The following is a 23,812-nucleotide window of genomic DNA, read 5'->3' as shown; positions in this document are numbered from 1 at the left end:
TGCATGCCGCATCAGGCGTGCGGCAAAGCAAGGAGCATATTCGATGGGTGTAACGCGAGAGGGTGAAGACGCTCAACGCGCCGCCGTCAACGAGGCGCCGTTCTCGACGCTTTCGACACGGCGTCACCAGATGTTTCCCATACTCCAGCCCGAGGAAATCAAGCGGCTGTGCAAGTTCGGCGAAAGGCGGAATTACGAAGCGGGCGAGATGCTGTTCCTTACGGGCACCACCGGTCCGGGCATGGTCGTGGTGCTGAAAGGCTCGGTCAAGGTCTACCAGCGTGATGGGCTCGGGCGCGAACTGCTCGTCAACGAACACCATCAAGGCTCGTTCCTCGCCGAAGTCGGCCAGTTGTCGGGCAAGCCGGCGCTCGTCGACGGTATGGCGCTGGAACACGTCGAAGCCCTGCTGATCTCGCCGGAGCGGCTGCGCGCACTGATCGTCGCAGAGGCTGAACTCGGCGAGCGCATCATGCGCGCGCTGATTCTGCGCCGCGTCGGGCTGATCGAGCGCGGCGCGGGCGGACCGATCATCGTCGGCAAGAGCAATGACCGGCGGCTCGTGTCGCTGCAAGGGTTCCTCGCGCGCAACGGCCATCCGCATACCGTGCTCGACGAGCGCGATGAAGACGGGCTGCGCGTCATCGAACAGTTCGCGGCCGGTCCCGAGGACATGCCGCTCGTGATCTGTCCCGACGGCTCGGTGCTGCGTCATCCGAGCGACCCGGAACTGGCAACCTGCCTCGGCCTGATCCCCGATCTCGACTCGGAACATGTCTACGATGTGGCGATCGTCGGCGCGGGTCCGGCGGGGCTGGCGACGGCCGTATATGCGGCCTCGGAAGGTCTGTCGGTGATCGTGCTCGACAGCCGTGCGCCGGGCGGACAGGCGGGCGCCAGTTCGCGCATCGAGAACTATCTCGGCTTTCCGACGGGCATTTCGGGCCAGGCGCTCGCGGGCCGCGCGTTCGTGCAGGCGCAGAAGTTCGGCGCGCACGTGGCGATTCCCGTCAAGGTCAAGCATCTGCACTGCGAGGAACGTCCGTACCGGCTCGAACTGCAGTGCCAGGGCAGCATCCGCGCGCAGACGATCGTGATCGCGAGCGGCGCGGTGTATCGTCGGCCCGAGATCGACGGGCTCGACCGCTTCGACGGCCGTGGCATTTACTACTGGGCGTCGCCTGTCGAGGCGAAACTGTGCAAGCGCGAGGAAATCGTGCTCGTCGGCGGCGGCAATTCGGCGGGTCAGGGCATCGTCTATCTGGCTTCGCATGCCAAGCACATCCACGTGCTGATCCGCCGCAGCGGCTTCGAGGCCACAATGTCGCGCTATCTGATCGACCGGATCGCGTCGCTGCCGAACGTCACCGTGTATCCGGATACGGAGATCGGCTGGCTCGAAGGCAACGAAGGCGGGCTCGAGCAGATCGGCCTGAAAAACCCATGCGCGGACGGACGCGACTGCTTCGACTCGCGGCATCTTTTCCTGTTCACGGGCGCCGATCCGAATACGGACTGGCTGCGCAGCTGCGGCGTCGAACTGGACAAGAAGGGCTTCGTCATTACGGGCGCAAACTCGGCGTGCGATCTGAACACGTCAGTCGAAGGCGTGTACGCGATCGGCGATGCGCGCGCCGGATCGACGAAGCGCGTGGCGGCTGCTGTCGGTGAAGGCGCCCAGGTCGTCGCGCAAATCCATCAGATGCTCGCGCAACTCGCGGGCGAAACGACCGTCGCGCTCGGCGCCTGATACTTCCGCTTTTGCACCGGCCTGCGCGCTTCGCCGCGCAGGCCGGTCGCCTCTCCTGTTCCCCCAATCGTCAGCCTGCTTACTGGTTGTTACATAAGCCACCGTCTGCTTGCACCTGTGATGCTTTCTACTTCGTAAGATCAAGTCAGGCTTCAGTTAGCAATCGGCTTGGGACGGATGGAGAACAGCATGATCAAACGTGCGATGGTATTTGCGGCAATCGGACTGGCCGCTGCATGCGTATCGACGGCCGCATCGGCGCATGTCGGCGTCGGCGTGTATCTGGGCGGGCCCGTTTATGCCGCGCCGCCGCCCGTCTACTATGCGCCGCCTCCCGTGGTCTATGCACCGCCGCCGCCCGTCTATTACGGCGGATATGGTGGCTACGGGCCCCGCTACTGGGGCGGCGGTCCGCGCTGGCACGATCATGGCCGTCATCGCGGCTGGGAAGGACGTCATCATCACGGACGCTGGTAAAGGGGCAACGCATCGCGCGACGGCAAATGCCATCTGACGGTGCGTTTGCGCCGATCACGCTACAGTAGCGACACGTCCGGCATGGCAAGCCGCCATGCCGCCCCTGGTAAGGCGCGACTCGGGTTTCGCTCGACGCTGCGCCTGCCGGATCGCTATAACGCCGCTACGACGCCGACCGCGTGATCACACTGCCCTTACCCGCCGCCCGCACCCTGCATCTGGCCGCTCAAGGCCTGCTCTCCCCGCCGCGCCGCAAGGCGACCAAAGCCGATGTGCTCGACGCCATCCGGCGAATGGCGCAATTGCAGATCGATACGATCCATGTCGTCGCGCGCAGTCCTTATCTCGTGCTGTTCAGCCGTCTCGGACCGTATCAGCCGCAATGGCTCGACGAGCATCTCGCCGAAGGCAAGCTGTTCGAGTACTGGGCGCACGAAGCGTGTTTTCTTCCCATCGAGGACTACGGCCTGATGCGGCACCGGATGCTCGATCCCGGCGACATGGGCTGGAAATACGCTGCCGACTGGCACGCGCAGTACCGCGCCGAAATCGACGATCTGCTCGCGCATATCCGCGCGACAGGACCCGTGCGCTCGGCGGACTTCGCGCGCGAAGCGGGCAAGAGCAACGGCTGGTGGGACTGGAAACCGCAGAAGCGGCATCTGGAAGTGCTGTTCGCGATCGGCGCGTTGATGGTCGCGGAGCGGCGCAATTTTCAGCGTGTCTACGACGTGACCGAGCGCGTGTTGCCGCATTGGAACGACAAACGCCATCTGCAGCCCGTCGATGCCGTCGCGAAAGAACTACTGCGGCGCAGTTGCCGCGCGCTGGGTGTCGTGCGGTCGGACTGGGTCGCGGATTACTACCGGATGCCGCGCCGCCCTTACGCCGACGCGCTCCATCAACTGGCGGACGAAGGCGAGCTGACACCTGTGCGCGTCGAAGGATGGAAGCAGCCGACTTTCGTGCATCGCGACTTCACGCCGATGATCGACGATGCGGCAAACGGCAAGATTGCGTCGACGGTCACGACACTGCTGTCGCCATTCGATCCCGTCGTCTGGGACCGCAAGCGCGCCGCCGCGCTGTTCGACTTCGACTATGTGATCGAATGCTACGTGCCCGCGCCGAAACGCAAATACGGCTACTACGTGCTACCCATCCTCAATCGCGGCAAGCTGATCGGCCGTGTCGACGCGAAAGCGCACCGCGCGAGCGGCGTGTTCGAACTGAAGGCGCTGCATCTGGAACCGGGCGTGCGCGTAAGCGGCCGGCTGACGTCGGATTTGCGCCGCGCGCTGCAGCGTTGCGCAGACTGGCACGGCACGCCGCAATTGCAGATCACCTCCGCACCCGACGAACTCAGAGCCTCGCTCGAAACCGGCGAAGACTAAGCGCTATCTACGCGTTCAATGCAACGCAGCCCACGCGAGCGAAAGGGAAAACATCCCGAGCACGATCGACGCCGCGCGCTGCATCTTCACCGGGTCGAGCCATGTGAGCTTGCCGCTGCCGAGCGCCGCGCCAAACGAGATCCACGCGAACGCGATGGGCGCGAGCAAACACGCGAACAGCGACATCGCAAGGCCATAGGTTGCGAGGTTCTCGAATGCAATCGACGGAAAGATCGTGCCTGCGAACAGCAATGCCTTCGGATTGAGCAGCGTGGCGACGAATAGCGCGCGCGGCCCGTTGGCCGGTTGCGCCGAGTCGGGCAGCGCCACGGCCGCGCGCCACATGTCGACGGCCAGCCACGCGATGTACAGACCGCTCGCGATGCGCAGCACCGAAGGCAGCCACGGCAGCGTATGCGCCGCGTGCACGAGAAAACGGCCCCACGCGGAAATCGACACGAGATACCCGGCCAGTTCCGCGCCGATCAGCGGCAGCGAGCGGCGCGCGCCCTGGCGCAGGCCAGCGGCTGCCAATAGCGTGTTGGTCGGGCCAGGCGTGATCAGCACGACGATGATGCCGAGCGCGAGCAGCGCCGTGTTGGAAGGAGAAAGCATCAGGTGAAGACGGGCAGGTCGGAACGAGCGCCCTTTGTATCACAGTCGCGCGACAGTGCCGATTTCTGTCAGGAAAACGGCTGCATGCGGCGTACTCGAAAGCGCCGCCGCATGCACCGCGGCACACGTTCAGTGATCGATTTTGACCCGCAGTTCACGCGCCGTTTCGAGCAGACCTTCGTAGCCGGAACGCGCATGTTCCGGCAGGTCCGGGTCGCCGACCAGCGTGCCGAGCGTTTCGATCAGGCTATAGAGAATGCCGCGGGCCGCGCTCGCCGCGATGTTGCCCGACGACACCATTTCGTTCACATGCGACACGGCTGCGTCGAGATGTTCGAGGTCCGGCTGAACGCCAGTTTGCTGCTTGTCCGGATCTTCGGGCGTCATGATGAATCGTCGCTCCTGTTATGGCTCGTCAACAAAGGGTTCTATCGTTATATATATACCGATCGTGTGCAGCCGTCCATTCGCACAGACGGCATGCACGGGCGGCATGTCTCTTTCGACTGACGACGATCAAGCCGAGTTCACGCGGCGTTCAGGGAGTCCATCGATACATCAGGATTTTCGCGCGCGCATCGTCTTCGAGCAGCACGACATATTCGCCGTTAGGGCGCCGTACTGCGCTGATGCCGAGATACACGTCGACCCATCCCGTCGTGTTGCCGACTGCGGCGCCCGGCGTCATATAGCCGACCATCTGTCCCGAGCGCGCATCGTAGACGTCGACCTTCGGCGTGTACAACTCGGCGACGAAGATATAGTTGCCCGCCACGGCGACGCCGACGGGCGTGACCTGCGGATTGCTGCTCGCATTCCACGGCAGCGCGATCGTATAAGCGGGCGTGGGCGAGCCCGAACTCCAGTTGTCGTAGCGCACGAGAATGCGGCCCGCTTCCTTCCAGTGCGTCGCGTCCCACGGCAGGCTGCTCGTGTAGCCGGACACATACATCGTGTCCGTTTCGGCGATATAGACGATGCGCACGATGCGATTGAACGGCGCGGGCATCGGGAACGTCTTCGAGCTTTCGTACGTGTAGATCGGATTGCCCACGCCGTCGAAGCCCTGCAACGGCGTTTCGCGGATACCGCTCGCTGGCGTCGCGAGCCACACGTTGCCCGGCGTATCGACCCACCAGAAGCCGTTGCCGACCGTGCTGCCCGTCGACGGATTGCCGGTGATCTCGCTTGCGTCGACATGGCCGTCGCCGTTCGTATCGCGCCACATCCATTCGCCGTAAGTGGGCTGGCCGACGGGCCAGTTGCCCGGCAGCGGATTCTGCGCGAACAGGCCGGAGGGAATCGCCACTTCGTCATGCGCGGCATCGAAACGATAGACGTTCAGGTAATGCGCGCCGGGGTCGAGCGTGTACAGATACGGCTTGCCGTTGATCCGCCGCACCATCGGCTCGCCGCGCACGCCGCGCGGCTGATGGAAGGTCGGGTCGTCGGGGAAATCGAAACGGTTGAGCGTGAAACCCGCGTACTTCCATTCGCTGCCGGGCGGCTGCGCATAGTCCATCGTGAAGCGCTTGGAGCCGGTGTAGACGATGTTCGGCGTCGCGGGATCGAAGGCCGCGCTGTCGACAAACGTGAGCCCTTGCAGCCGCCAGTTGAAGCCGCGTGTCGCGTAGCGGTAGCTTTCCAGCACCGCGCCCTGTCCGACCGTCGCCGACGCAAGCGGACGCGGCCCTTCGCCGTTCTGAGCGACGTAGAGGTTGCCCGCCTGATCGAAGCCGATGCCCGTGATGCCGTTGAAGCGCCAGTTGCCAGGCGTGCCCTTCGGTTCGTGGAAGATGCCGTATAGCGTACCGAGCGCGCCCGTCAGTCGGGTCGCGCCACTTGCCGACCGGTCGTAGACGAGGACCTGCTGCTTCGGGCCGTTGTCGGCGACGAGAATCTGTCCCGCAGGGGAAATGGCGAGATCCGTCGGCACGGTGCCGGCGGGTAACGCGAGCGTGCCCGCCAACGGCGCGCCCGTCGACGAATAGTGCAGCACGCTCACGCTGCCCGTGCCGAAGCCGCTCATCACCCAGAGGGATGCGTCGGTATCGAGCGCGATGCGTCCCGGTGCCGCGACATTCCACGAGCGCAGACGTCGCATCGTGTTGGCGTCGAACACGACGATCTGATTGCCGTAGGTATCCGACGCATACAGTTCGGTGTCCGTCGCTGCGAGGCCGCGAATGCCCGCGTCCGCGCCCGTCGCGACCGCGTTCACGCGCAGAAAGCTGTTCTTCGTTGCGTTTGCGCTGTTGCCGATGCCGCTGTCGAACGGCGCGCCTACCGCGATGTTCGCAAGCGAGCGGCGCGTGATGCCGAACCACGTCTGCCCGCTCGGCGGATAATCCGCGCCGACCAGGCCATTGTTCTGATTGCCGATCGACATGGCCGCGTACACGTAGGTGTGATTCGAAGCTATCGCATCGCCGCCTGCCGCGCCCCAGCCGTGCGTCGCGCCGGCAACTGCAATTTTGTCGCCATTTTTATAGGCGGCTATTTCGCTTCCGCTTTCATCCCATGGCGAATTCGTGAATACGGTGCCATCCGGCGCAACGTTAATTGCCTGAATGTCTTGCTGCATCCATTTACCGTCGCCAAATCCAAAACTATTGCCTATCCACGAGGTGGTGTAGGTCAATTGCGATTGCGCAGCAGCGCCGAGGGGAATCAGGCTGCCAAGCGTGAACAGCGCGGCAGCGAGGCGGGTCGAGACTTTCACGGTCGTGTCCTTGCGAGAAGCAAAACGTTAGCAAATGCAGATAAAGATCTCATCGATGTGCTTATCGAAGAGCATTTGCCATTCCGTACGAATTAATACCCAATTCGCATGGAATAAACTTATTGTGCTTGTTATCTTCTCAAATCAGAACGCGACCGTTTCTCCTTAAATAATTCGTTTAGCGATTTTTTCCGCTTTTATTCGAATCGAATTGGCATTAGCTTGAAGGATCAGACAGTTCGCGCACGGCGCACGAATAGCCGCTGTGTGACGCCGAACGCGACGAGGTTGCCCGCCACCACCAATACGAGTCCGACGACGGCAAGCGGCGACCATCGGTAGCCTTCGAACACCGTCGACACCACCAGCGCGACGAACGGGAACAGCACCGTGCAGTACGCGGCGCGCTCCGGACCGATGCGCCCGACCAGCATCAGATACGCGGTAAAGCCGATCACCGAGCCCGGTACAGCGAGATAGACGAGCGCGCCGAGATAGCGCGCGTCCGTCTCCAGTGCGAACGGCAGGCCGGCAGCGAGACTGCCCACCGTGAGCACGCTCGCGCCGATCAGCATCGCCCAGCTGTTGGTGACGAGGGGATGCAGACCCATCGACTGCATGCGGCTGGACAGCAGATTGCCCGCCGAAAAGCACAGCGTCCCCGCGAACGCGACGGCGAGACCGAGCCACGCGGCATGATCGCCGAGATGCCCGGCCATCTGCTGCAACGACAGGCACAGAATGCCCGCCAGCCCGAGCACCGCGCCGACGATAGCCGTCGGCTGCAATGGGCGGCCCATGAAAAGGCGACCATTGAGCGAGTTCAAAAGCGGCGCCGTCGAAAACACGACGGCCACGAGACCGCTCGGCACGACGCTTTCCGCGTAATAGAAGCAGAGGAAGTTCACGCAAAACAGCGCGAGACCCTGCGCGGCGAGAAAACGCCACGCCGCGCGCGGCGGCCACATCGGGCGACGCATGATTTTCAGCAGCGCGAACAGCACGATGGCGGCGAGCCAGAAGCGGCACGCAATCGAAACGGACATCGGCACGGCGCCGAGCTGCCACTTGATCGCGATCCAGGTCGTGCCCCAGATGAGCACGGTCACAACATAAAGAAACAGATTCATTGCATCAGGGCCACACAATACGAGTTGGCCCGACTATGCGCCAGCGCACGTCCGTTCGATTGTCCAGAATTGCGCACTTTTGCCATGCCGCCGGGAGCGAAATGCGTGCTGGCCGTATACTCGATGCAAGCACTGAGTTTCTGCGTCCCCTTTTCGTTTCGCCGCATCCACGTGAACCCACCGCCCATCGCCACGACCGACCCAGCCGATCCGCCGTTCGGCCTGCATTCGGTCTGCAAGACGCTGAGCGACTCCAATGCGACACTCGAACGCTTCGCGTGGCTGGGCGATCAGCTCGCTGTTGCAATCTGGACGCGCGAAACGAAGGAAGCCGAGACGATCTACGCGCAACCCGGTCATCACACGCTGTCGTGCTATCTGGACGGCGGCTATCGCACCGAGCGCCAGAAGCTGCCGGGCCGCTATGGCGCCCCAAGCCGCCTGTGCGCGCTGCCCGGCGATCACGAATCGCGCTGGTGGGTACGCGGCCACATGCATTTCATGCATCTGTATTTCCTGCCCGAGCACTTCACGCAGCGCGCGATCCGCGAACTGGACCGCGAGCCGCGCGAACTGACGCTTGCCGACCGCACGTACTTCGAGGACGAGCACATTGCGGCGCTCTGCCAGTCGCTCGCGAACGATGTGTGGGACGACGCCGACGGCCGTTTGCGCGCCAACGAAACATCGCATGAAATCCTGAGCCTGTTGCTGCGCTCGCAGGGCGTCAACCGCACGGGCGCGGTGCTCAAGGGCGGGCTTGCCGTCGCGACGCGCCGCCGGCTGCGCGAATACATCGATCAGAATCTGACGCAGCCATTGACGCTCGGTGAACTCGCCGCCGTCGCGAACCTTTCCGAATTCCATCTTGCGCGGATGTTCCGTGCATCGTTCGGCCTGCCGCCGCATGCGTGGATTGCGCAGCAGCGGCTCGAACGCGCGCGCACGCTGCTGCGCACGACCGCGTTGCCGCTGATCGATATCGCGACGCAGTGCGGCTACGCGAACGCGAGCCACTTCAGCCACCGGTTCCGTCAGGGCGTCGGCGTGTCGCCCGCCGCCTGGCGGGAGGCGCTGCGCGCCGGCTGACATGTCGCGCCTGCGTCGCGTCCGGTTCGGGCGTACGCTGTCTTTTCGTTTTCCACTCTCCGTCCCGATGCGCGTCGCTGCGTAGACGCGCGTTTGCCCTTTCTGCCATTTATGGACTTTGTTTGTCTATTTGAGACAAATAGTCTACACTCGACAGCAATCAACCTGCGCCGCGAACGTCTGACCAGCCGCGCCCTAGCCACTGCTTTCACACGAGGACAGCACTCATGCAAATCAGGGAATTTGGAGTCGAACGCTGGATGGATCTCTATGAGAACCAATGTGAGTTGAACCTTGCGGAGACGTGCGTCGAATCGCTGACGGTTGGCGAACTGCTGAAGATCGCGGGCAAGGAAGACGCGCTGCTCGGCGAGATTCTGCCGATGAAGCTGACGTATGGCGCGATCGACGGCACTGAGCGTTTGCGGAGCAATGTCGCGTCGCTGTATGAAAAGCAGGGCGTGCCGAATGTGTTGATTACGCACGGCGCGATCAGCGCGAATGCGCTGGTTTATGAAACGCTCGTCGAGCCTGGCGATCATGTGATTTCGGTGCTGCCCACGTATCAGCAGCATTATTCGATTCCCGAGAGCTACGGCGCGAACGTTGAGATTTTGCGTTTGCGTGAAGAGAACGGTTTTCTGCCTGATCTTGAAGAACTGAAGCGGATGGTCAAGCCGACCACGCGCGTCATCGCGATCAACAATCCGAACAATCCGACGGGCTCGTTGATGGATCGCGAGTTTCTCCTGGCGATTGCGGAGATTGCACGTTCGTGCGGCGCTTATGTGCTGAATGACGAGGTGTATCGCGGTACGGATCAGGAAGGGACGGGCTTTACTGCGTCGATTGCGGATTTGTACGAGAAGGGCATCAGCACGGGCAGTATGTCGAAGACATGGTCGTTGGCGGGCTTGCGGGTGGGCTGGATCGTTGCGCCTGTTGAATTGCTTCAGCGCGTCCGGACGCATCGCGACTACAACACGATTAGTGTCGGGATGTTGAATGATCTGCTGGCTTCCATTGCGCTGGAAAATCGCAAGGCGATTCTGGAGCGTAATCACGGGATTTTGCGGACTAATCTTGCTGTGCTCGATGCGTGGATTGCCAAGGAGCCTTTGCTTTCTTATGTGAAGCCGAAGTCGGGGACGACTGCTCTTGTGAAGGTTAATGTCGATATGACTTCTCGAGAGTTCTGTGTCTCTTTGCTTGAGAAGACTGGGGTGATGTTTACGCCTGGCAGCGCGCTGGATGTCGAAGGGTATGTTCGGGTGGGATACACGAATAATCGTGAGGTGCTTGTCGCGGGGCTCGCTAAGGTGTCGGAGTTTTTGCGGGGTATTGCGCGTTGAGGTTTTTTTTGCGCCTGCGCGGCGCGGGCGGTTGGGTGTTTTTGTTTTTTCGCTGGCATCCGCGTGATGTTATTGGTCCGCAAGCGTTGCCCCTGTGCGGGGCGGCACCTACTTTTCTTTGCCGCCGCAAAGAAAAGTAGGCAAAAGAAAGCGGCTCACACCGCCAGTTCTTGTGTTTGCCTGAGGGCCCCCAAAGGTTCTTACGCTTCATACGGCAACAAGATTGCTCAGGTTCGTTGCCAACGCTCTCTCTATACGCCTCACCCGCTTCATGCGCCCGCGTCGCGGTACGCCGTGTCAGACAGTCCGCCGCCGCCCAGGTGGCAAACGGTGTGTAGGTTGCCGCACCAGACAGGTGAGCGCTCTTACCAGAAACACCAATCTTGCTACACAGTTCGGAGTGGTGCGCGTACGGCGCGAAAGCCTACACACAGTTTGCCGCCTGGGCGGCACAAACCATTCGCTGACGCTGGCTCTTGTGCGGGTGTTTGACGTGGGTGAGGCGCTAATGTAGAGCGCTGGCAACGGGCGTCGATCAGCGCGTTGCCGTCTGAGGCATAAGACCCTTTGGGGGCCCTCAGGCAGTAACAAGGGCTGGCGGTGTTAGCCGCTTTCTTTTGCCTACTTTTCTTTGCGGCGGCAAAGAAAAGTAGGTGCCGCCCCGCACAGGAGCCTGTCCGCATTTTTGTGGGCGAGGCGGTTAAAGGAATCGTTAGCCGCGCGCCTGCGTGAATCGATCGCCAAACAGAATAGCAAACTGGTTCATGGCTGACTTCCAGTCGAAGGCTGAGCGCACGTTTTTGGCCAGGACGTTGCGCAATGCCAGCCAGAGTAGCTTGATGGCAGCATCGTCATTGGGGAAGTGACCGCGGGTCTTGATGATCTTGCGTAACTGCATGTTCAGACTCTCAATGGCGTTCGTGGTGTACACGACCCGTCGGATCTCGGGTGGAAACACGAAGAACGGCGTGACGTGCTCCCATGCGCGCTGCCAGGACTGCACGATGCTCGGGTATTTCGCGCCCCATGGCCCATCAGCGAAGGCTTGCAGAGCCTGCTTCGCGGCCTCTTCGCTGGCCGCTGCGTAGATCGGACGCAGCGCCTGGGCGACGGCCTTGCGGTCCTTCCAGCCCGCGTATTCCAGGCTGTTGCGGATCAGATGCACGATGCAGGTTTGCACCGCCGTCTTCGGATAAGCCGCGCCGATCGCGTCGGTCAGCCCCTTCAGGCCGTCAACGACCGCAATCAGGATGTCCTGGCAGCCGCGGGTCTTGAGTTCGTTGAACACCTTGAGCCAGAACTTCGCGCCCTCGGTCTGCTCGATCCACAGGCCCAGCACATCGCGCTGGCCGTCCGCCTGAATGCCCAGAGCCAGATACACCGCCTTGTTGCTGACCACACCGTCATCGCGGATCTTGACCCGCAACGCGTCGAAGAAGACCACCGGGTACATCGTCTCGAGCGGACGGTTCTGCCAGGCCAGCGTTTCGGCCATCACCTCGTCGGTGACCGAACTGATGAAATCGGGCGACACCTCGGTGCCGTAGCTCTCGGCCAGAAAGGCCTGGATCTCACGCACGCTCATGCCACGCGCGTACATCGCGATGATGCGCTCGTCAAAGCCGGTGAAGCGGCGTTCGTGTTTGGGGATCAGGATCGGCTCGAAGCTGCCGTCGCGGTCGCGCGGCAACTCGACCCGGACGACGCCACGATCGGTGATGACCGTCTTGCGGCTGGCGCCGTTGCGCTCGTTGGCCTGGCCAGCGGGTTTGGATTCGCCCGGCGGATACCCCAGATGCAGATTCATCTCCGCACCCATCGCGCGTTCGATAATCGCCTTGTTAAACGCCAGCATCAGATCCTGCACCTCGCCTGGCGTCATCGGCCCTTTGACCAGTTCGTCCAGCAGTGCCTTGGGCAGTTCAGGCAGCGGCCCTCGGGCCGCTGCCTGAGACGCCACCGTGCGTTTCTTCTTCATTGGCATATCCATGACTTTTACCTCTCATGATATGCCTCGCCCACAAAATGACGGATAGGCCCCCGCACAGGGGCAACGCTTGCAGACCAATAACATCTAGCGGATGCCAGCGCAAAGCCCCAAAAACCCCAGCCAGCTTGCGCAGACAAAAAACTACTTCAAAGCCCGCATCAAAACCCGCGCGACGTGCATCGCACTCACCCCTGCTCCATCATAAATCTGATGCCGACAACTCGTCCCATCCGCGACCATCACAGTGTGAGCATCGATCCCACGCGCCGCAGGCAGCAACGACAACTCCCCCATCGCCATCGACGCCTCATAGTGCTCCGCCTCATACCCGAAGCTCCCCGCCATCCCGCAACACGACGATTCGACGGTCGATACCTTCAACTCGGGAATCCACTTCAACACTGTCTGAACAGGCGAAAACGCATCGAATGCCTTCTGATGACAATGCCCATGCACCAACGCCTGGCTCGCATCGTCAAGCGGCTTCAAATCGAGCGTCAATCGACCAGCCTTATGCTCGCGAACAAGAAACTCCTCAAACAGCATCGCGAGTTTAGACAGACGCTCAGCCTCTTCCCCAAAACCATACTGAAGAAACTCGTCGCGCAGCGACAAAAGACATGAAGGCTCCAGCCCAACCACAGGCACACCACGCTCGATAAACGGCCTGAACGCATCGAGCATCCGGCGCGCTTCGCGCTTCGCTTCATCCACGAGTCCCGCTGCAAGAAACGTCCTCCCACAGCACAGCGGACGCTCGCCCTCGATCTTGTTGAAGCGCACGGTATATCCCGCCGCTTCGAGCACCTGTTGCGCGGCGCGCGCGTTCTCCGGCTCGATGTTGTTGTTAAACGTATCGACGAATAACAGCACTTCTTTTTGCGCGCTCTGCGCATTCGACGACGCAGCCTTCACATCTCCACGACTCAAAAAAGGCTTCACAAATCGCGGCAACGATCTCTGCGGCGCAAATCCCAACGCACGCTTGAACCAGGGCATGTCAGCCGCAAACGCAAACACGCCCGGCATGCTCGCTGCAAACCCAGCGTAACGCGGCATAAACGCGATCATCTTCTCGCGCAAACGCAGGCCATGCTTCTGCGCCCACGCAGCGCGTGCTTCGATCTTGAACTTCGCCATATCGATGCCCGTCGGACAGTCGCGCTTGCAACCCTTGCACGAGACGCACAAATCGAGCGTGTCCTTCACATCCTGGCTGGCAAGCCCTTCATCACCCAACTGCCCCGACAGCGCAAGCCGCAATGTATTGGCCCGTCCGCGCGTCACATGCTGCTCGTCCTTCGTCACGCGATAGCTCGGACACATCGTCCCCGCATCGAACTTGCGGCAATGACCGTTGTTGTTGCACATCTCGACGGCCTTCGCGAGGCCGCCCGCCAGGTCGTTGCCCGTGCCACGCGCGGTCTCCACGCCCGTCATCGGATCACGTTCGACATTCCACTGCGACCAGTCGAGGGCTGGCGTCAACGCACGCGCCTTGTATCCCGGTGCGAAACGGAAGTTGCTCGCATCGTCCATCTTCGGCGGACGCACGATCTTGTCCGGGTTCATCCGGTTGTTCGGATCGAACAGCGCTTTGATCTCGCTGAACGCCCGGTTGATGCGCGGACCGTATTGCCACGCCACCCATTCGCCGCGACACAAGCCGTCGCCATGTTCACCGGAATACGCGCCCTTGTATTCGCGCACCAGCGCCGCCGCCTCTTCGGCAATCGCGCGCATCTTTGTCGCGCCGTCGCGGCGCATGTCGAGAATCGGCCGCACGTGCAGCGTGCCGACGCTCGCATGTGCGTACCACGTCCCTTCCGTGCCGTTGCGATGAAACACCTCGGTCAGCCGGCTCGTGTACTCGGCGAGATGTTCCAGCGGCACCGCGCAGTCTTCGATGAACGACACGGGCTTGCCATCGCCCTTCATGCTCATCATGATGTTCAGGCCAGCCTTGCGTACTTCCCACAGCGCCTTTTGTTCGCCTTGATCGGACATTTGCACGACCGAGTCGGGCAGGCCAAGATCGGCCATCAGCTCCGTCAGTTGCTTGAGCAACGCGAGTTGTTCGTCGCGGTTCTCGCCTGCGAACTCGACGAGCAGAATCGCTTCGGGCCTGCCGACCAGCGCCTTCTCGATCACCGGCCGGAACGCGGGATTGCTCATCGCGAGATCGATCATCGTGCGATCGACCAGTTCGACGGCAACGGGCTTGAGCTTGACGATGTGCTGCGTCAGGTCCATGGCCTGCCAGAACGTCGGAAAGTTCACGACGCCCAGCGCCTTGTGCGCAGGCAGCGGCGCGAGCTTCAGCGTCAACTGGCGGCTGAACGCGAGCGTCCCTTCGGAGCCGACCAGCAGATGCGCGAGATTCGCAAACCCATCGTCGGTATAGGCGCGCGGATTCTGACAGTCGAACAGATCGATGTTGTAGCCCGCGACACGTCGCAATACCTTGGGCACTTGCGCGACGATCTCATCGTGCTCGCGCAGCGCAATCGCCTTCACGTCTTCGACGATCTGCTGCAACCGCACGCCCTGCGGCGCATCGCGCAGCGAAGCGAAATGCGCTTGCGTGCCGTCCGCGAGAATCGCGTCGATCGCTTCGACGTTGTGAACCATGTTGCCGTATTCGATCGACCGCGAGCCGCACGAATTGTTGCCCGCCATCCCGCCGATCGTACATTGCGCCGCCGTCGACACATCGACAGGAAACCACAGACCATGCGGCTTCAGCCACGCATTCAGATGATCGAGCACGATGCCCGGCTCGACCGTCACCGTGCGCTTGTCCTTGTCGAACGCGATGACCTGATTGAGCCATTTACTGGTGTCGATCACGAGCGCTTCGCCGACCGTCTGCCCGCACTGGCTCGAACCCGCGCCGCGCGCGAGCAGCGGCACGCGTTCGCTGCGCGCGATGTCCAGCGCAACGAGCAGATCGTCCTGATCGCGCGGCACGACCACGCCGATGGGCATGATCTGATAGATCGACGCATCCGTCGAATAGCGTCCACGGCTTGCTGCATCGAACAACACATCGCCGCGCAATTCCTTGCGCAGGCGGTTCGCAAGCGGCGTGCTCAGACGCGCCGACGACGGCACGAGATGAATCGGTTTGACCAGCAGAGAATCGGCGTTCGACATGTGCTTCGGCCTATAAAAAGCGAGGCGTGTAGTGCGAAACTATTCGAGCGTGACGCTGACGGGCGCAAGCCCGTCGATATGCCCGCGCGCAGTGCCCGCATGTTGCGGAAAGAACATGCCCGTATACGAACCCGTCGTGAGGATCATGTCGGTTGTCACTGCAATGCGATGATGCTGCGTGCAATGATTGACGAGCCACGTCAGCAGGCGCCGCGGATCGCCACAAGGGTTCGAAGGCGTCGCCTTCACCACATCCTGTCCTTCGAACGTGAAGCCGAGCGTGGGCGCCACGAACGGAAAATCACGCCGGTACTGCGTGAACTCGCCGACAATCAGCGCGCCGTGATTCTGCAAGTCCGCGAGTTGCGCGAGCTTGTCGACGTTGGGCCATTGCGCGAAGCGGCTCGCAACGATTTCGATGGTCGCAGCCATCGAATCGATTGCATCGAGCACTTCGACTTCGTGATACGCGCTGGCCGACGGCTCGAAGTCCCGACCGAAGCGAAACGCGATTTCCAGTTCGAGGCCAAGCGGCGCGTAATGCGCGCGCGGCAAACGCGCGCCATCCACATGCAAATCTGAAGAAGGCAGCGGCGCGCCCTGAATCGCGCCCTCGGCGGATTTAGCGCCGATCTTCCAGCCGCCGATACGCGCGCCGCGCAACGCCAGCAACTCGTGCTGGATCGCGTAGGCGGCGCTCATGTCGGCGGGAATCAGTTCGGGCGAGAGTGACGCGAGCGTCGTGTGATCGGCGCGCGCGTCGGCAAGTTGTCGAGTCAGCATGGTCATTCAAACGTTGGCGAGGCTCACGCGTTAAAGCGCGTGGCGGGTTGTGCACTCGGCTCTGCACCGATTTCAAAACGGCTTTCGGGCTGCATGCGGAACGCAAGCACGACGCCAATCGCCATCAGCAGCATGCTGCCCGCGAACGGCAACTCCCAGCTGCCGAACGTATCGATCAGGTAGCCCGACAGCACAGGCGAAATGATCGCCGCGAGTGCCGAGCCCGTGTTCATCATGCCGCTTGCGGTGCCCGAGTATTCAGGCGCGATGTCCATCGGGATCGCCCACATCGGGCCGATCGTCATTTCGGCGAAGAAGAAGCCCGCCGACAGACACACCATCGACACATACAGGTTGTGCGTAAGCATCAGCGGCACGAGCGACGCGAGCGTGAGCAGCATGCAGATCGACACCATCCAGCTACGCGCGCGCCTGAGGTTGCCCGTGCGCTCGAAGATCTTGTCGGTGACGATGCCACCCAGCGTATCGCCGATCACGCCTGCAAAGAACACCGCCGAAGCGAATATCGCCGACTTCTTCAGGTCGAGGTGATAGCTATGCAGAAAGTACTGCGGAATCCAGCTCAGGAACAGCCACAACGTCCAGCCATAGCAGAAGTACACGATGGTCACGGGCGTCATGCGCTTGAAGAGCGCCTTCCAGGGCACGTTTGCGGTCTTCGCTTTGGGGGGCGGCAGGAAGTCGAGTTCTTCCTGCGTGATGCGGCGATGTTCTTTCGGATATTCGGTGAACGTCATCGCCCAGACGACGACCCACAGCAGACTGAACGCGCCGCAGATATAGAACGACTCGCGCCAGCCCCATGTCGTCATCACCAGCACGATCACGCCGGGCGCAACGGCATTGCCGATGCGCGCCGCCGCGTGCGTGATGCCTTGCGCGAAGCCGCGCTTTTCTTTCGCGACCCAGCGCGACATCGCGGCCGTCGCGGCCGGAAACGTTGCGCCCTCGCCGAAACCGAGCAACACCCGCGCAAAGAGCAGCGAGACGAGGCCACCCGCGAAGCCCGTCAGCAGCGTCGCGAGCGCCCAGATCGCGCCGCACGCAATCAGCGTGCGCTTCGCGCCGAAACGGTCGCTCACCCAGCCACCGATGATCTGAAACACCAGATACGGATAGGCAAAGGCCGAGAAAACAAGGCCGATTTCCGTATGCGAAAGGTTGAACTCCTTGCCGAAGCCCGCGGCCGCCGTGCTGACGTTGACGCGGTCAAGGTAGGTGATGAAGTACATGATGCATAGCATCAGTAGAACGATACTGGTCGCACTGGTTACACGAAACCGCTTCATCGTCTGTCTCCGTTGCTGGCGGACGGGGCATTCGCACGGCGTGTTCGGCCTTCATGCCGCGCGAGCCGCCGTCCGCAGGGTCTGCCGTTGGCGTTGGTCGCGTTTGTGGTTCGCTTGCGTCTTTGTCTTTCTGTTCGCTGCTGTGCGTCGCGCTGGCCGGGCGCGTGAGTACTTCGGAATTGCGTTTGCGATGAAGGAAGCAACGTGTCGCCGTTTGCGCTTCCTTCGTCGTCTGGTTATCGGCAGCTTATGTGGCTGCTTAAGTATTCAATCAAGCGGCTGCCTTGAGCTTCGGTGCGTTCGGCTGCGACATCAGGAATTCCATCGCAGCAGGCAGGCCGCTCGCCGCAACGGGCACACCCGCGATCTGCAGGCCCATTTCGACGCCGGCAAGCGTCGCCATCAGCGTGAGGTCGTTGCAGTCGCCCAGATGCCCGATGCGGAACATGCGCCCTTTCATCTTGCCGAGGCCCGTGCCGAGCGACATGTCGAAGCGTTCGTAGATCACCTTGCGCACGGCGTCCGCATCGACGCCATCCGGCATCATCACGCCCGTCAGCACCGGGCTATACACGGACGGATCGGCGCATTGAATCTCGAGGCCCCATGCGCGCACTGCGCGGCGGCAGGCTTCGGCAAGGCGGTCGTGACGCGCGAACACGTTGTCGAGCCCTTCGCCGAGAATCATGTCGAGCGCCTCGTACAAGCCATACAGCAGGTTCGTATTCGGCGTGTACGGCCAGTAGCCGCTCTTGTTCATCTCGATGATTTCAGTCCAGTCCCAGAACGCGCGCGGCAGCTTCGCCTGCTTGCCCGCTTCGATCGCCTTCGGCGACACGGCGTTGAAACTGATGCCCGGCGGCAGCATCAAGCCCTTCTGCGAACCCGAGACGGTGACGTCGACGCCCCATTCGTCATGACGATAGTCGGCGCAGGCAAGCCCCGAAATCGTATCGACGAGCAGCAGTGCCGGATGGCCCGCCGCGTCGATCGCGCGGCGCACGGCAGCGATGTCGGACGTCACGCCCGTCGAGGTTTCGTTGTGCACGACGCACACGGCCTTGATCGAATGCTGCGTGTCCTCGCGCAGCCGCGCTTCGATCATTTGCGGTTGGACGCCGCGCCGCCAGCCTTCGATGCCCGGCAAGCCCAGAAACTCCGGCTTCAGACCGAGGTTCTCGGCCATCTTCTTCCATAGCGTCGCGAAGTGGCCCGTTTCAAACATCAGCACGTGGTCGCCGGGACTCAGCGTGTTCGACAACGCCGCTTCCCATGCGCCCGTGCCCGACGCCGGATAGATCACGACCGGCTGCTGCGTCTTGAAGATCTTCTTGATGCCGTCCAGCACTTTCAGGCCCAGCGCGCCGAACTCCGGGCCGCGGTGGTCGATGGTCGGATAGCTCATCGCCCGCAAGATGCGGTCGGGCACCGGGCTCGGACCCGGAATCTGCAAAAAGTGGCGGCCTGCGGGATGAAAGTCGAGTTTCAGCATCGGTCGATCTCCTCGATTGAATTTTGCATGCAAAAAACTATAACAAACGATTCGTGACAATCCCAAGGCGGTGTTTACCCTCGCAGTCAGTTAGCGGGGTGCATGCTTTAAAATCGGTGTAAATCGTGCTTGAGGATTTTTGTATGCAAAATTCGGACATTGAAGCAGGCCTGACACCGCCTCCCCTGATGCCGAAGGTCGAACGCCAGCGTTTGCACGACACGGTGGTCGAACACATCCGGCGCTTCATCGTCGAGGGGGTGCTGGAGCCGGGCAAGAAACTGAACGAACGCGAACTGTGCGAAACACTCGGCATTTCGCGCACGCCGTTGCGCGAGGCGCTCAAAGTGCTGGCGGCGGAAGGCTTGATCGAGATCGAGCCGAATCGCGGCGCGTCGGTGTCGAAGATGTCGGAAGCGGAACTACGCGAGACGTTCGAACTGATGAGCGGGCTCGAAGCGTTTTCCGGCGAACTTGCGGCGGAGCGCATGACGGCCGCCGAACTCACCGAAATCAAGGCGCTGCACTACGCGATGCTCGCGTGCCGCGCGCAAAACGATCTGGCCGGTTACTACAGCCGCAATCAGGCGATTCACGACAAGATCAACGAGGCCGCGCGCAACTCGGCGCTGCGTCAGACGTATATCGCCGTGAACCGCCGCTTGCAGGCGCTGCGCTTTCGCTCGAACTTCCAGATTCCGAAGTGGGACAGCGCGATTCACGATCACGACGAGATGCTCAAGGCGCTGGAAGCGCGAGACGGCAAGCGCCTGAGCGTAATCTTGCGGCAGCACTTGCTCGACAAGCGCGATGCGGTGCTGCAAGTGCAGTCGCGCGAAGATGCGGCGGCTGCGAAACTGAAGGCTTAAAAGCAAAACGCACGGCTCGATGCCGTGCGTTTTTTCTATCCAGTCACCGTTGCATCACGCGCCCGCGCGACCCGTGTGATCTTTCTGCCGCAGCGATTGCGGCAGGCCATACAGAATGATCAACGCGCAGATCAGGCTCAACGCACCAATCACATACAGCGCGGGCGTCGTGCTACCCGTCACGTCGCGCACGCGCCCCACCATCACCGGGCTGACGATACCGCCCAATTGACCCAACGTGTTGATCAGCGCGATACCGCCCGCCGCACCCGCGCCCGTCACGAGCTTCGGCGGCAGCGCCCAGAACGCGGGAATCGAAGCGATTACCCCTGCGCCGAGCACAGCGAGTGCGATGACCAGCATCACCGTCTGCTTGTCGAAGAAGCCTGCAGCAAAGAAACCGACAGCGGCCATCACGAGCAACCCGCTCACGAACTTGCGGCGCTCGCCCGATGCATCCGACAAACGTCCCACGATCACCATGCAGATCGCGCCGCAGATATAAGGCACGGCCGTCAGCAGACCGATGATCGTCGGGCTTTGTGTGCCTGCGACACGGATCAGATGCGGCGCCCAGAAATTCAGGCCGTAGGAAGCGATCTGAATCAGGAAGTAGATCAGGCCGAGCGTGAGGAAGCCGGGCGTGCGAATCGCGCCGAGCAGCGAGTGACCATGCGTGGTCGGCTGCGCCTGCTGCGCGATCTGGCTCGACAGATAGGTCTTTTCGGCAGGCGACAGCCAGCCTGCGTCTTCGATGCGATCCTTCAGCACCTTGAGCACGAGAATGCCGAGCACGATACACGGTAGGCCGCCGAGCATGAAGAGCCAATGCCAGCCGCGAATGCCGAACACGCCGTCCATCTGACCGAGCACCAGACCCGAGAGTGGCGCGCCGACGAGACCCGAGAACGCCGATGCGAGAAACAGCAGCGACGTCACGCGTCCGCGATAGCTCGCCGGAAACCACAGCGTCAGGTAGTAGAGCACGCCGGGCGCAAAGCCCGCTTCCATCGCGCCGATCACGAAGCGCAGACCGTAGAACTGCCATTCGTTCTGGACGAACACCATCGCGGCTGTCGCGAGACCCCATGAAATCATGATCCGCGCAATCCATCTGCGCGCGCCGACCTTGTACAACAGCATGTTGCTGGGCACTTCGAACAGCACGTAGCCGATCACGAAGAGACTCGCGCCGAGGCCGTACGCCGTATCCGAAAAGCCGAGGTCGCTTTGCAGCTGGAACTTCGCGAAGCTGATGTTGATGCGGTCGAAGAACGCGAACAGATAGCAGATCATGATGAGCGGCATGAGCCGCCACGTGACCTTCTTGATGATGTCGGCCGTGGCCGTTAGTTTGTCGTCGCGGCCGCCTGCCGCCACTGCGCCTGGTGTGCTCATGGTTGTCTCCTTACAGGCCGGATTCGTCGTCCGGTCGTCGGTGTTGTTGGTCGGGTGAAGTTCAGATAGCGCGAACGTAATCCGGCACGGGATGCACGTCGCAATTGCGGCCCGCTTTCATCAGTTGGCCCGGTACGTCATGACCGAGCAACGCGGGCAGCGTGCGCGACAGCGCGATCAGCTTTTGCAGATCGATGCCTGTCGGAATGCCGATCTCGTCGCACATGTTGACGAGGTCTTCCGTGCAGATGTTGCCCGACGCGCCCGGCGCAAACGGGCAGCCGCCGAGGCCGCCGAGCGCCGCGTCGAAGCGGCGCGCGCCAACTTCATACGCGGCCAGCACGTTCGCGAGCCCAAGGCCGCGCGTGTTGTGGAAGTGCAGCGTGAGCGCATCGGCGGGCACGCGTTGCAGCACGCGCTTGACCAGCCGCGCAACCTGGCGAGGATTCGCCATGCCCGTCGTATCGGCAAGCGTGATGCCGTCGATGCCCATCTCGCGGTATGTATCGACGATCGACACGACACGGTCTTCGTCGATCTTGCCTTCGAACGGGCAACCGAACGCCGTCGCCACCGTCGCATTCAACGACACTGGGAAATGCTTCGCGAGCCGCACGATATCGCCGAATGCATCCAGCGACGCCTCGCAGCTCATCCGCATGTTCGCGCGGTTGTGTGTCTGGCTCGCGGACATCACGAGGTTCAACTCGTCGGCGCGTGCATTGAGCGCGCGTTCGGCGCCCTTTACGTTCGGCACCAGCGCGACGAAGATCACGCCTTCGCGGCGCTGGATCTGCGTGAACACCGCTTCGCCGTCGCGCAACGCGGGAATCGCTTTCGGCGAAACGAACGAGCCCGCCTCGATGCGCGTGAAGCCCGCTGTCGACAACTGATCGATCAACGCGATCTTGTCGGCCGTTTCGACCCACGTCGGTTCGATCTGCAAGCCGTCGCGCGGCGCGACTTCCTGCACGATCAGCTTGTCGAACTGAATGTCGTCATTCATTGCACAGCTCCTTCGCGGCGCAGCCGCTCGATTTCGCTTTGCTCGTAGCCAAGATCGGCGAGCACGCTCGACGTATGCTCGCCAAGCGTCGGACCTTGCCAGCGCACTTCACCCGGCGTCTCCGACAGCTTCGGTACGATGCCCGGCATCTTCACCGACGCGCCGCCCGGCAGATCGGCCTTCAGCAACATCTCGCGCGCCTGATAGTGCGGATCGGCGACGATATCGGCGACTGAAAAAATACGGCCCGATGGCACTTCGGCGCGTTCGAGCGCGGCCAGCACGTCGTCGATCGATTGATGCGAGGTCCACGCCGTGATCGCGGCATCGAGCATCGCGCTTTGCGCGACGCGGCCGTCGTTGCGAGCCAGCGCGGGATCGTCGGCGAGATCGGCGCGGCCGATCACATGCATCAGGCGCTTGAAGATCGGATCGCTATTGCCCGCGATCACGACAAAGCCGCCATCTTCCGTGCGATACGTGTTCGACGGCGCGATGCCCGGCAGCGCGCCGCCGCTGCGCTCGCGCACATGGCCGAGCAGATCGTATTCGGGCACGAGGCTTTCCATCAGGTTGAACACGCTTTCGACCAGCGACACGTCCACGATCTGTCCATCGCCCTGTCCAGTCTTCACGCGCAGCAGCGACATCAACGCGCCGATCACGCCGTGCAGCGAAGCAAGCGAATCGCCGAGGCTCACGCCGACGCGAGCGGGCGCGCCGTCGACATCGCCCGTCGTATAGCGGATGCCGCCCATTGCTTCGCCGATCGCGCCGAAGCCCGGCCGATCGCGATACGGGCCCGTCTGGCCATAGCCGGAGATGCGGACCATCGTGAGTTTGGGGTTGATGGCGTGCAGTACGTCCCAGCCGAGGCCGAGCTTTTCGAGCGCGCCTGGGCGCAGGTTTTCGATGACGACGTCGGCATCGGCGGCCAGACGTTTGACGACATCAGCGCCCTCTTCCGACTTGAGATTCACGCAGATCGACTTCTTGTTGCGCGATTGCAGATACCACCAGAGCGAGGTGCCTTCATGCAGCTTGCGCCATTTGCGCAACGGGTCGCCCGTTTCGGGCGCTTCGATCTTGATGACTTCGGCGCCGAACTCGGCGAGCAGGCGCGCGGCGAACGGCGCTGCGATCAGCGTGCCGATCTCGACGACGCGAATACCCTGCAACGGACCACTCATGATGCTGTCTCCAATCTTGTTTCACGTTGGAGACAAATGTAGAAGCGAGGCCGCCGGGGCGTCCAACCGCATTTCGCCAAGGACCGTTC

General features: G+C 62.1%; 18 protein-coding genes. 6 read left to right on the top strand and 12 right to left on the bottom strand.

Annotated features, from left to right (window positions below; translation table 11 throughout):
• The first annotated feature begins 43 nt into the window (after nucleotides 1-43).
• The 3 genes from PPGU16_RS25350 (at nucleotide 44) to PPGU16_RS25340 (ending at nucleotide 3,621) form a co-directional block, all read left to right on the top strand.
• Nucleotides 44-1,750 carry an FAD-dependent oxidoreductase gene (locus PPGU16_RS25350; RefSeq protein ID WP_180723149.1) on the top strand — a complete coding sequence of 569 codons (1,707 nt, stop codon included), beginning with the start codon at nucleotides 44-46 and terminating at the stop codon, nucleotides 1,748-1,750.
• Nucleotides 1,751-1,939: 189 nt separating this feature from the next.
• Nucleotides 1,940-2,227, top strand: a complete 288-nt coding sequence (locus PPGU16_RS25345; protein WP_180723148.1) for a hypothetical protein — start codon at nucleotides 1,940-1,942, stop codon at nucleotides 2,225-2,227.
• Nucleotides 2,228-2,406: 179 nt separating this feature from the next.
• Complete coding sequence (locus PPGU16_RS25340) at nucleotides 2,407-3,621, top strand: winged helix-turn-helix domain-containing protein (protein ID WP_180723147.1); 1,215 nt, start codon at nucleotides 2,407-2,409, stop codon at nucleotides 3,619-3,621.
• Between the two features lie 15 nt (nucleotides 3,622-3,636).
• Here the strand turns inward: PPGU16_RS25340 and PPGU16_RS25335 are convergent, their stop codons facing one another.
• From PPGU16_RS25335 to PPGU16_RS25320, 4 genes are all read right to left on the bottom strand, one after another.
• Nucleotides 3,637-4,236 (bottom strand): LysE family translocator, encoded by a 600-nt coding sequence (locus PPGU16_RS25335; RefSeq protein WP_180723146.1) that lies wholly within the window; start codon nucleotides 4,234-4,236, stop codon nucleotides 3,637-3,639.
• 129 nt (nucleotides 4,237-4,365) lie between these two features.
• Complete coding sequence (locus PPGU16_RS25330) at nucleotides 4,366-4,623, bottom strand: hypothetical protein (RefSeq protein ID WP_180723145.1); 258 nt, start codon at nucleotides 4,621-4,623, stop codon at nucleotides 4,366-4,368.
• Between the two features lie 151 nt (nucleotides 4,624-4,774).
• The gene (locus tag PPGU16_RS25325; protein ID WP_180723144.1) at nucleotides 4,775-6,958 is read right to left on the bottom strand and encodes an NHL repeat-containing protein; all 2,184 of its coding nucleotides are present in this window, start codon (nucleotides 6,956-6,958) and stop codon (nucleotides 4,775-4,777) included.
• A gap of 230 nt (nucleotides 6,959-7,188) precedes the next feature.
• The gene (locus tag PPGU16_RS25320) at nucleotides 7,189-8,088 is read right to left on the bottom strand and encodes a DMT family transporter (RefSeq protein WP_180723143.1); all 900 of its coding nucleotides are present in this window, start codon (nucleotides 8,086-8,088) and stop codon (nucleotides 7,189-7,191) included.
• Between the two features lie 105 nt (nucleotides 8,089-8,193).
• Here PPGU16_RS25320 and PPGU16_RS25315 point away from each other — a divergent pair, with 105 nt between their 5' ends.
• The gene (locus tag PPGU16_RS25315; RefSeq protein ID WP_180723142.1) at nucleotides 8,194-9,177 is read left to right on the top strand and encodes a helix-turn-helix domain-containing protein; all 984 of its coding nucleotides are present in this window, start codon (nucleotides 8,194-8,196) and stop codon (nucleotides 9,175-9,177) included.
• A gap of 227 nt (nucleotides 9,178-9,404) precedes the next feature.
• Nucleotides 9,405-10,529 carry an aminotransferase gene (locus PPGU16_RS25310; protein WP_180723141.1) on the top strand — a complete coding sequence of 375 codons (1,125 nt, stop codon included), beginning with the start codon at nucleotides 9,405-9,407 and terminating at the stop codon, nucleotides 10,527-10,529.
• Between the two features lie 712 nt (nucleotides 10,530-11,241).
• Here the strand turns inward: PPGU16_RS25310 and PPGU16_RS25305 are convergent.
• The 5 genes from PPGU16_RS25305 to PPGU16_RS25285 all read right to left on the bottom strand — a co-directional run bounded on the left by PPGU16_RS25305 (nucleotide 11,242) and on the right by PPGU16_RS25285 (nucleotide 19,260).
• Nucleotides 11,242-12,513: an IS256 family transposase gene (locus PPGU16_RS25305; protein WP_418016271.1), complete on the bottom strand. Its 1,272-nt coding sequence runs from the start codon at nucleotides 12,511-12,513 to the stop codon at nucleotides 11,242-11,244.
• A gap of 147 nt (nucleotides 12,514-12,660) precedes the next feature.
• Nucleotides 12,661-15,675: an FAD-binding and (Fe-S)-binding domain-containing protein gene (locus PPGU16_RS25300; protein WP_180723140.1), complete on the bottom strand. Its 3,015-nt coding sequence runs from the start codon at nucleotides 15,673-15,675 to the stop codon at nucleotides 12,661-12,663.
• 39 nt (nucleotides 15,676-15,714) lie between these two features.
• Nucleotides 15,715-16,464, bottom strand: a complete 750-nt coding sequence (locus PPGU16_RS25295; protein WP_180723139.1) for a 2-keto-4-pentenoate hydratase — start codon at nucleotides 16,462-16,464, stop codon at nucleotides 15,715-15,717.
• A 17-nt stretch (nucleotides 16,465-16,481) separates the two neighbouring features.
• Nucleotides 16,482-17,768 (bottom strand): MFS transporter, encoded by a 1,287-nt coding sequence (locus tag PPGU16_RS25290; RefSeq protein WP_180723138.1) that lies wholly within the window; start codon nucleotides 17,766-17,768, stop codon nucleotides 16,482-16,484.
• Nucleotides 17,769-18,039: 271 nt separating this feature from the next.
• A complete protein-coding gene (locus tag PPGU16_RS25285) occupies nucleotides 18,040-19,260 on the bottom strand; it encodes a pyridoxal-phosphate-dependent aminotransferase family protein (RefSeq protein ID WP_180723137.1) in 1,221 nt (406 codons plus the stop codon).
• A 143-nt stretch (nucleotides 19,261-19,403) separates the two neighbouring features.
• On the opposite strand from PPGU16_RS25285, the gene PPGU16_RS25280 reads away from it, so the two are divergent.
• Nucleotides 19,404-20,129, top strand: coding sequence for a GntR family transcriptional regulator (locus PPGU16_RS25280; RefSeq protein ID WP_180723136.1), 726 nt, complete (start codon nucleotides 19,404-19,406; stop codon nucleotides 20,127-20,129).
• A 54-nt stretch (nucleotides 20,130-20,183) separates the two neighbouring features.
• On the opposite strand, the gene PPGU16_RS25275 is transcribed toward PPGU16_RS25280, so the two are convergent.
• From PPGU16_RS25275 to PPGU16_RS25265, 3 genes are all read right to left on the bottom strand, one after another.
• The gene (locus tag PPGU16_RS25275) at nucleotides 20,184-21,527 is read right to left on the bottom strand and encodes an MFS transporter (RefSeq protein ID WP_180723135.1); all 1,344 of its coding nucleotides are present in this window, start codon (nucleotides 21,525-21,527) and stop codon (nucleotides 20,184-20,186) included.
• Between the two features lie 61 nt (nucleotides 21,528-21,588).
• On the bottom strand, nucleotides 21,589-22,533 hold the full coding sequence (locus PPGU16_RS25270; protein ID WP_180723134.1) for a hydroxymethylglutaryl-CoA lyase: 945 nt from the start codon (nucleotides 22,531-22,533) through the stop codon (nucleotides 21,589-21,591).
• On the bottom strand, nucleotides 22,530-23,723 hold the full coding sequence (locus PPGU16_RS25265; RefSeq protein WP_180723133.1) for a CaiB/BaiF CoA transferase family protein: 1,194 nt from the start codon (nucleotides 23,721-23,723) through the stop codon (nucleotides 22,530-22,532). The genes PPGU16_RS25270 and PPGU16_RS25265 overlap by 4 nt, the downstream gene beginning before the upstream one ends.
• Nucleotides 23,724-23,812: the final 89 nt, after the last annotated feature.

The organism is Paraburkholderia largidicola (genome assembly GCF_013426895.1).
Classification (GTDB): domain Bacteria; phylum Pseudomonadota; class Gammaproteobacteria; order Burkholderiales; family Burkholderiaceae; genus Paraburkholderia; species Paraburkholderia largidicola.
This window is presented reverse-complemented; position numbering and strand designations above follow the sequence as displayed.

What these genes read in the sequence shown, in the direction of transcription:
- PPGU16_RS25350 (WP_180723149.1), top strand. Translation starts at nt 44, where the DNA reads ATGGGTGTAACGCGAGAGGGTGAAGACGCTCAACGCGCCGCCGTCAAC.
- PPGU16_RS25345 (WP_180723148.1), top strand. Translation starts at nt 1,940, where the DNA reads ATGATCAAACGTGCGATGGTATTTGCGGCAATCGGACTGGCCGCTGCA.
- PPGU16_RS25335 (WP_180723146.1), bottom strand. Translation starts at nt 4,236, where the DNA reads ATGCTTTCTCCTTCCAACACGGCGCTGCTCGCGCTCGGCATCATCGTC.
- PPGU16_RS25330 (WP_180723145.1), bottom strand. Translation starts at nt 4,623, where the DNA reads ATGACGCCCGAAGATCCGGACAAGCAGCAAACTGGCGTTCAGCCGGAC.
- PPGU16_RS25320 (WP_180723143.1), bottom strand. Translation starts at nt 8,088, where the DNA reads ATGAATCTGTTTCTTTATGTTGTGACCGTGCTCATCTGGGGCACGACC.
- PPGU16_RS25310 (WP_180723141.1), top strand. Translation starts at nt 9,405, where the DNA reads ATGCAAATCAGGGAATTTGGAGTCGAACGCTGGATGGATCTCTATGAG.
- PPGU16_RS25305 (WP_418016271.1), bottom strand. Translation starts at nt 12,513, where the DNA reads ATGCCAATGAAGAAGAAACGCACGGTGGCGTCTCAGGCAGCGGCCCGA.
- PPGU16_RS25300 (WP_180723140.1), bottom strand. Translation starts at nt 15,675, where the DNA reads ATGTCGAACGCCGATTCTCTGCTGGTCAAACCGATTCATCTCGTGCCG.
- PPGU16_RS25295 (WP_180723139.1), bottom strand. Translation starts at nt 16,464, where the DNA reads ATGACCATGCTGACTCGACAACTTGCCGACGCGCGCGCCGATCACACG.
- PPGU16_RS25290 (WP_180723138.1), bottom strand. Translation starts at nt 17,768, where the DNA reads ATGAAGCGGTTTCGTGTAACCAGTGCGACCAGTATCGTTCTACTGATG.
- PPGU16_RS25285 (WP_180723137.1), bottom strand. Translation starts at nt 19,260, where the DNA reads ATGCTGAAACTCGACTTTCATCCCGCAGGCCGCCACTTTTTGCAGATT.
- PPGU16_RS25280 (WP_180723136.1), top strand. Translation starts at nt 19,404, where the DNA reads ATGCAAAATTCGGACATTGAAGCAGGCCTGACACCGCCTCCCCTGATG.
- PPGU16_RS25275 (WP_180723135.1), bottom strand. Translation starts at nt 21,527, where the DNA reads ATGAGCACACCAGGCGCAGTGGCGGCAGGCGGCCGCGACGACAAACTA.
- PPGU16_RS25270 (WP_180723134.1), bottom strand. Translation starts at nt 22,533, where the DNA reads ATGAATGACGACATTCAGTTCGACAAGCTGATCGTGCAGGAAGTCGCG.
- PPGU16_RS25265 (WP_180723133.1), bottom strand. Translation starts at nt 23,723, where the DNA reads ATGAGTGGTCCGTTGCAGGGTATTCGCGTCGTCGAGATCGGCACGCTG.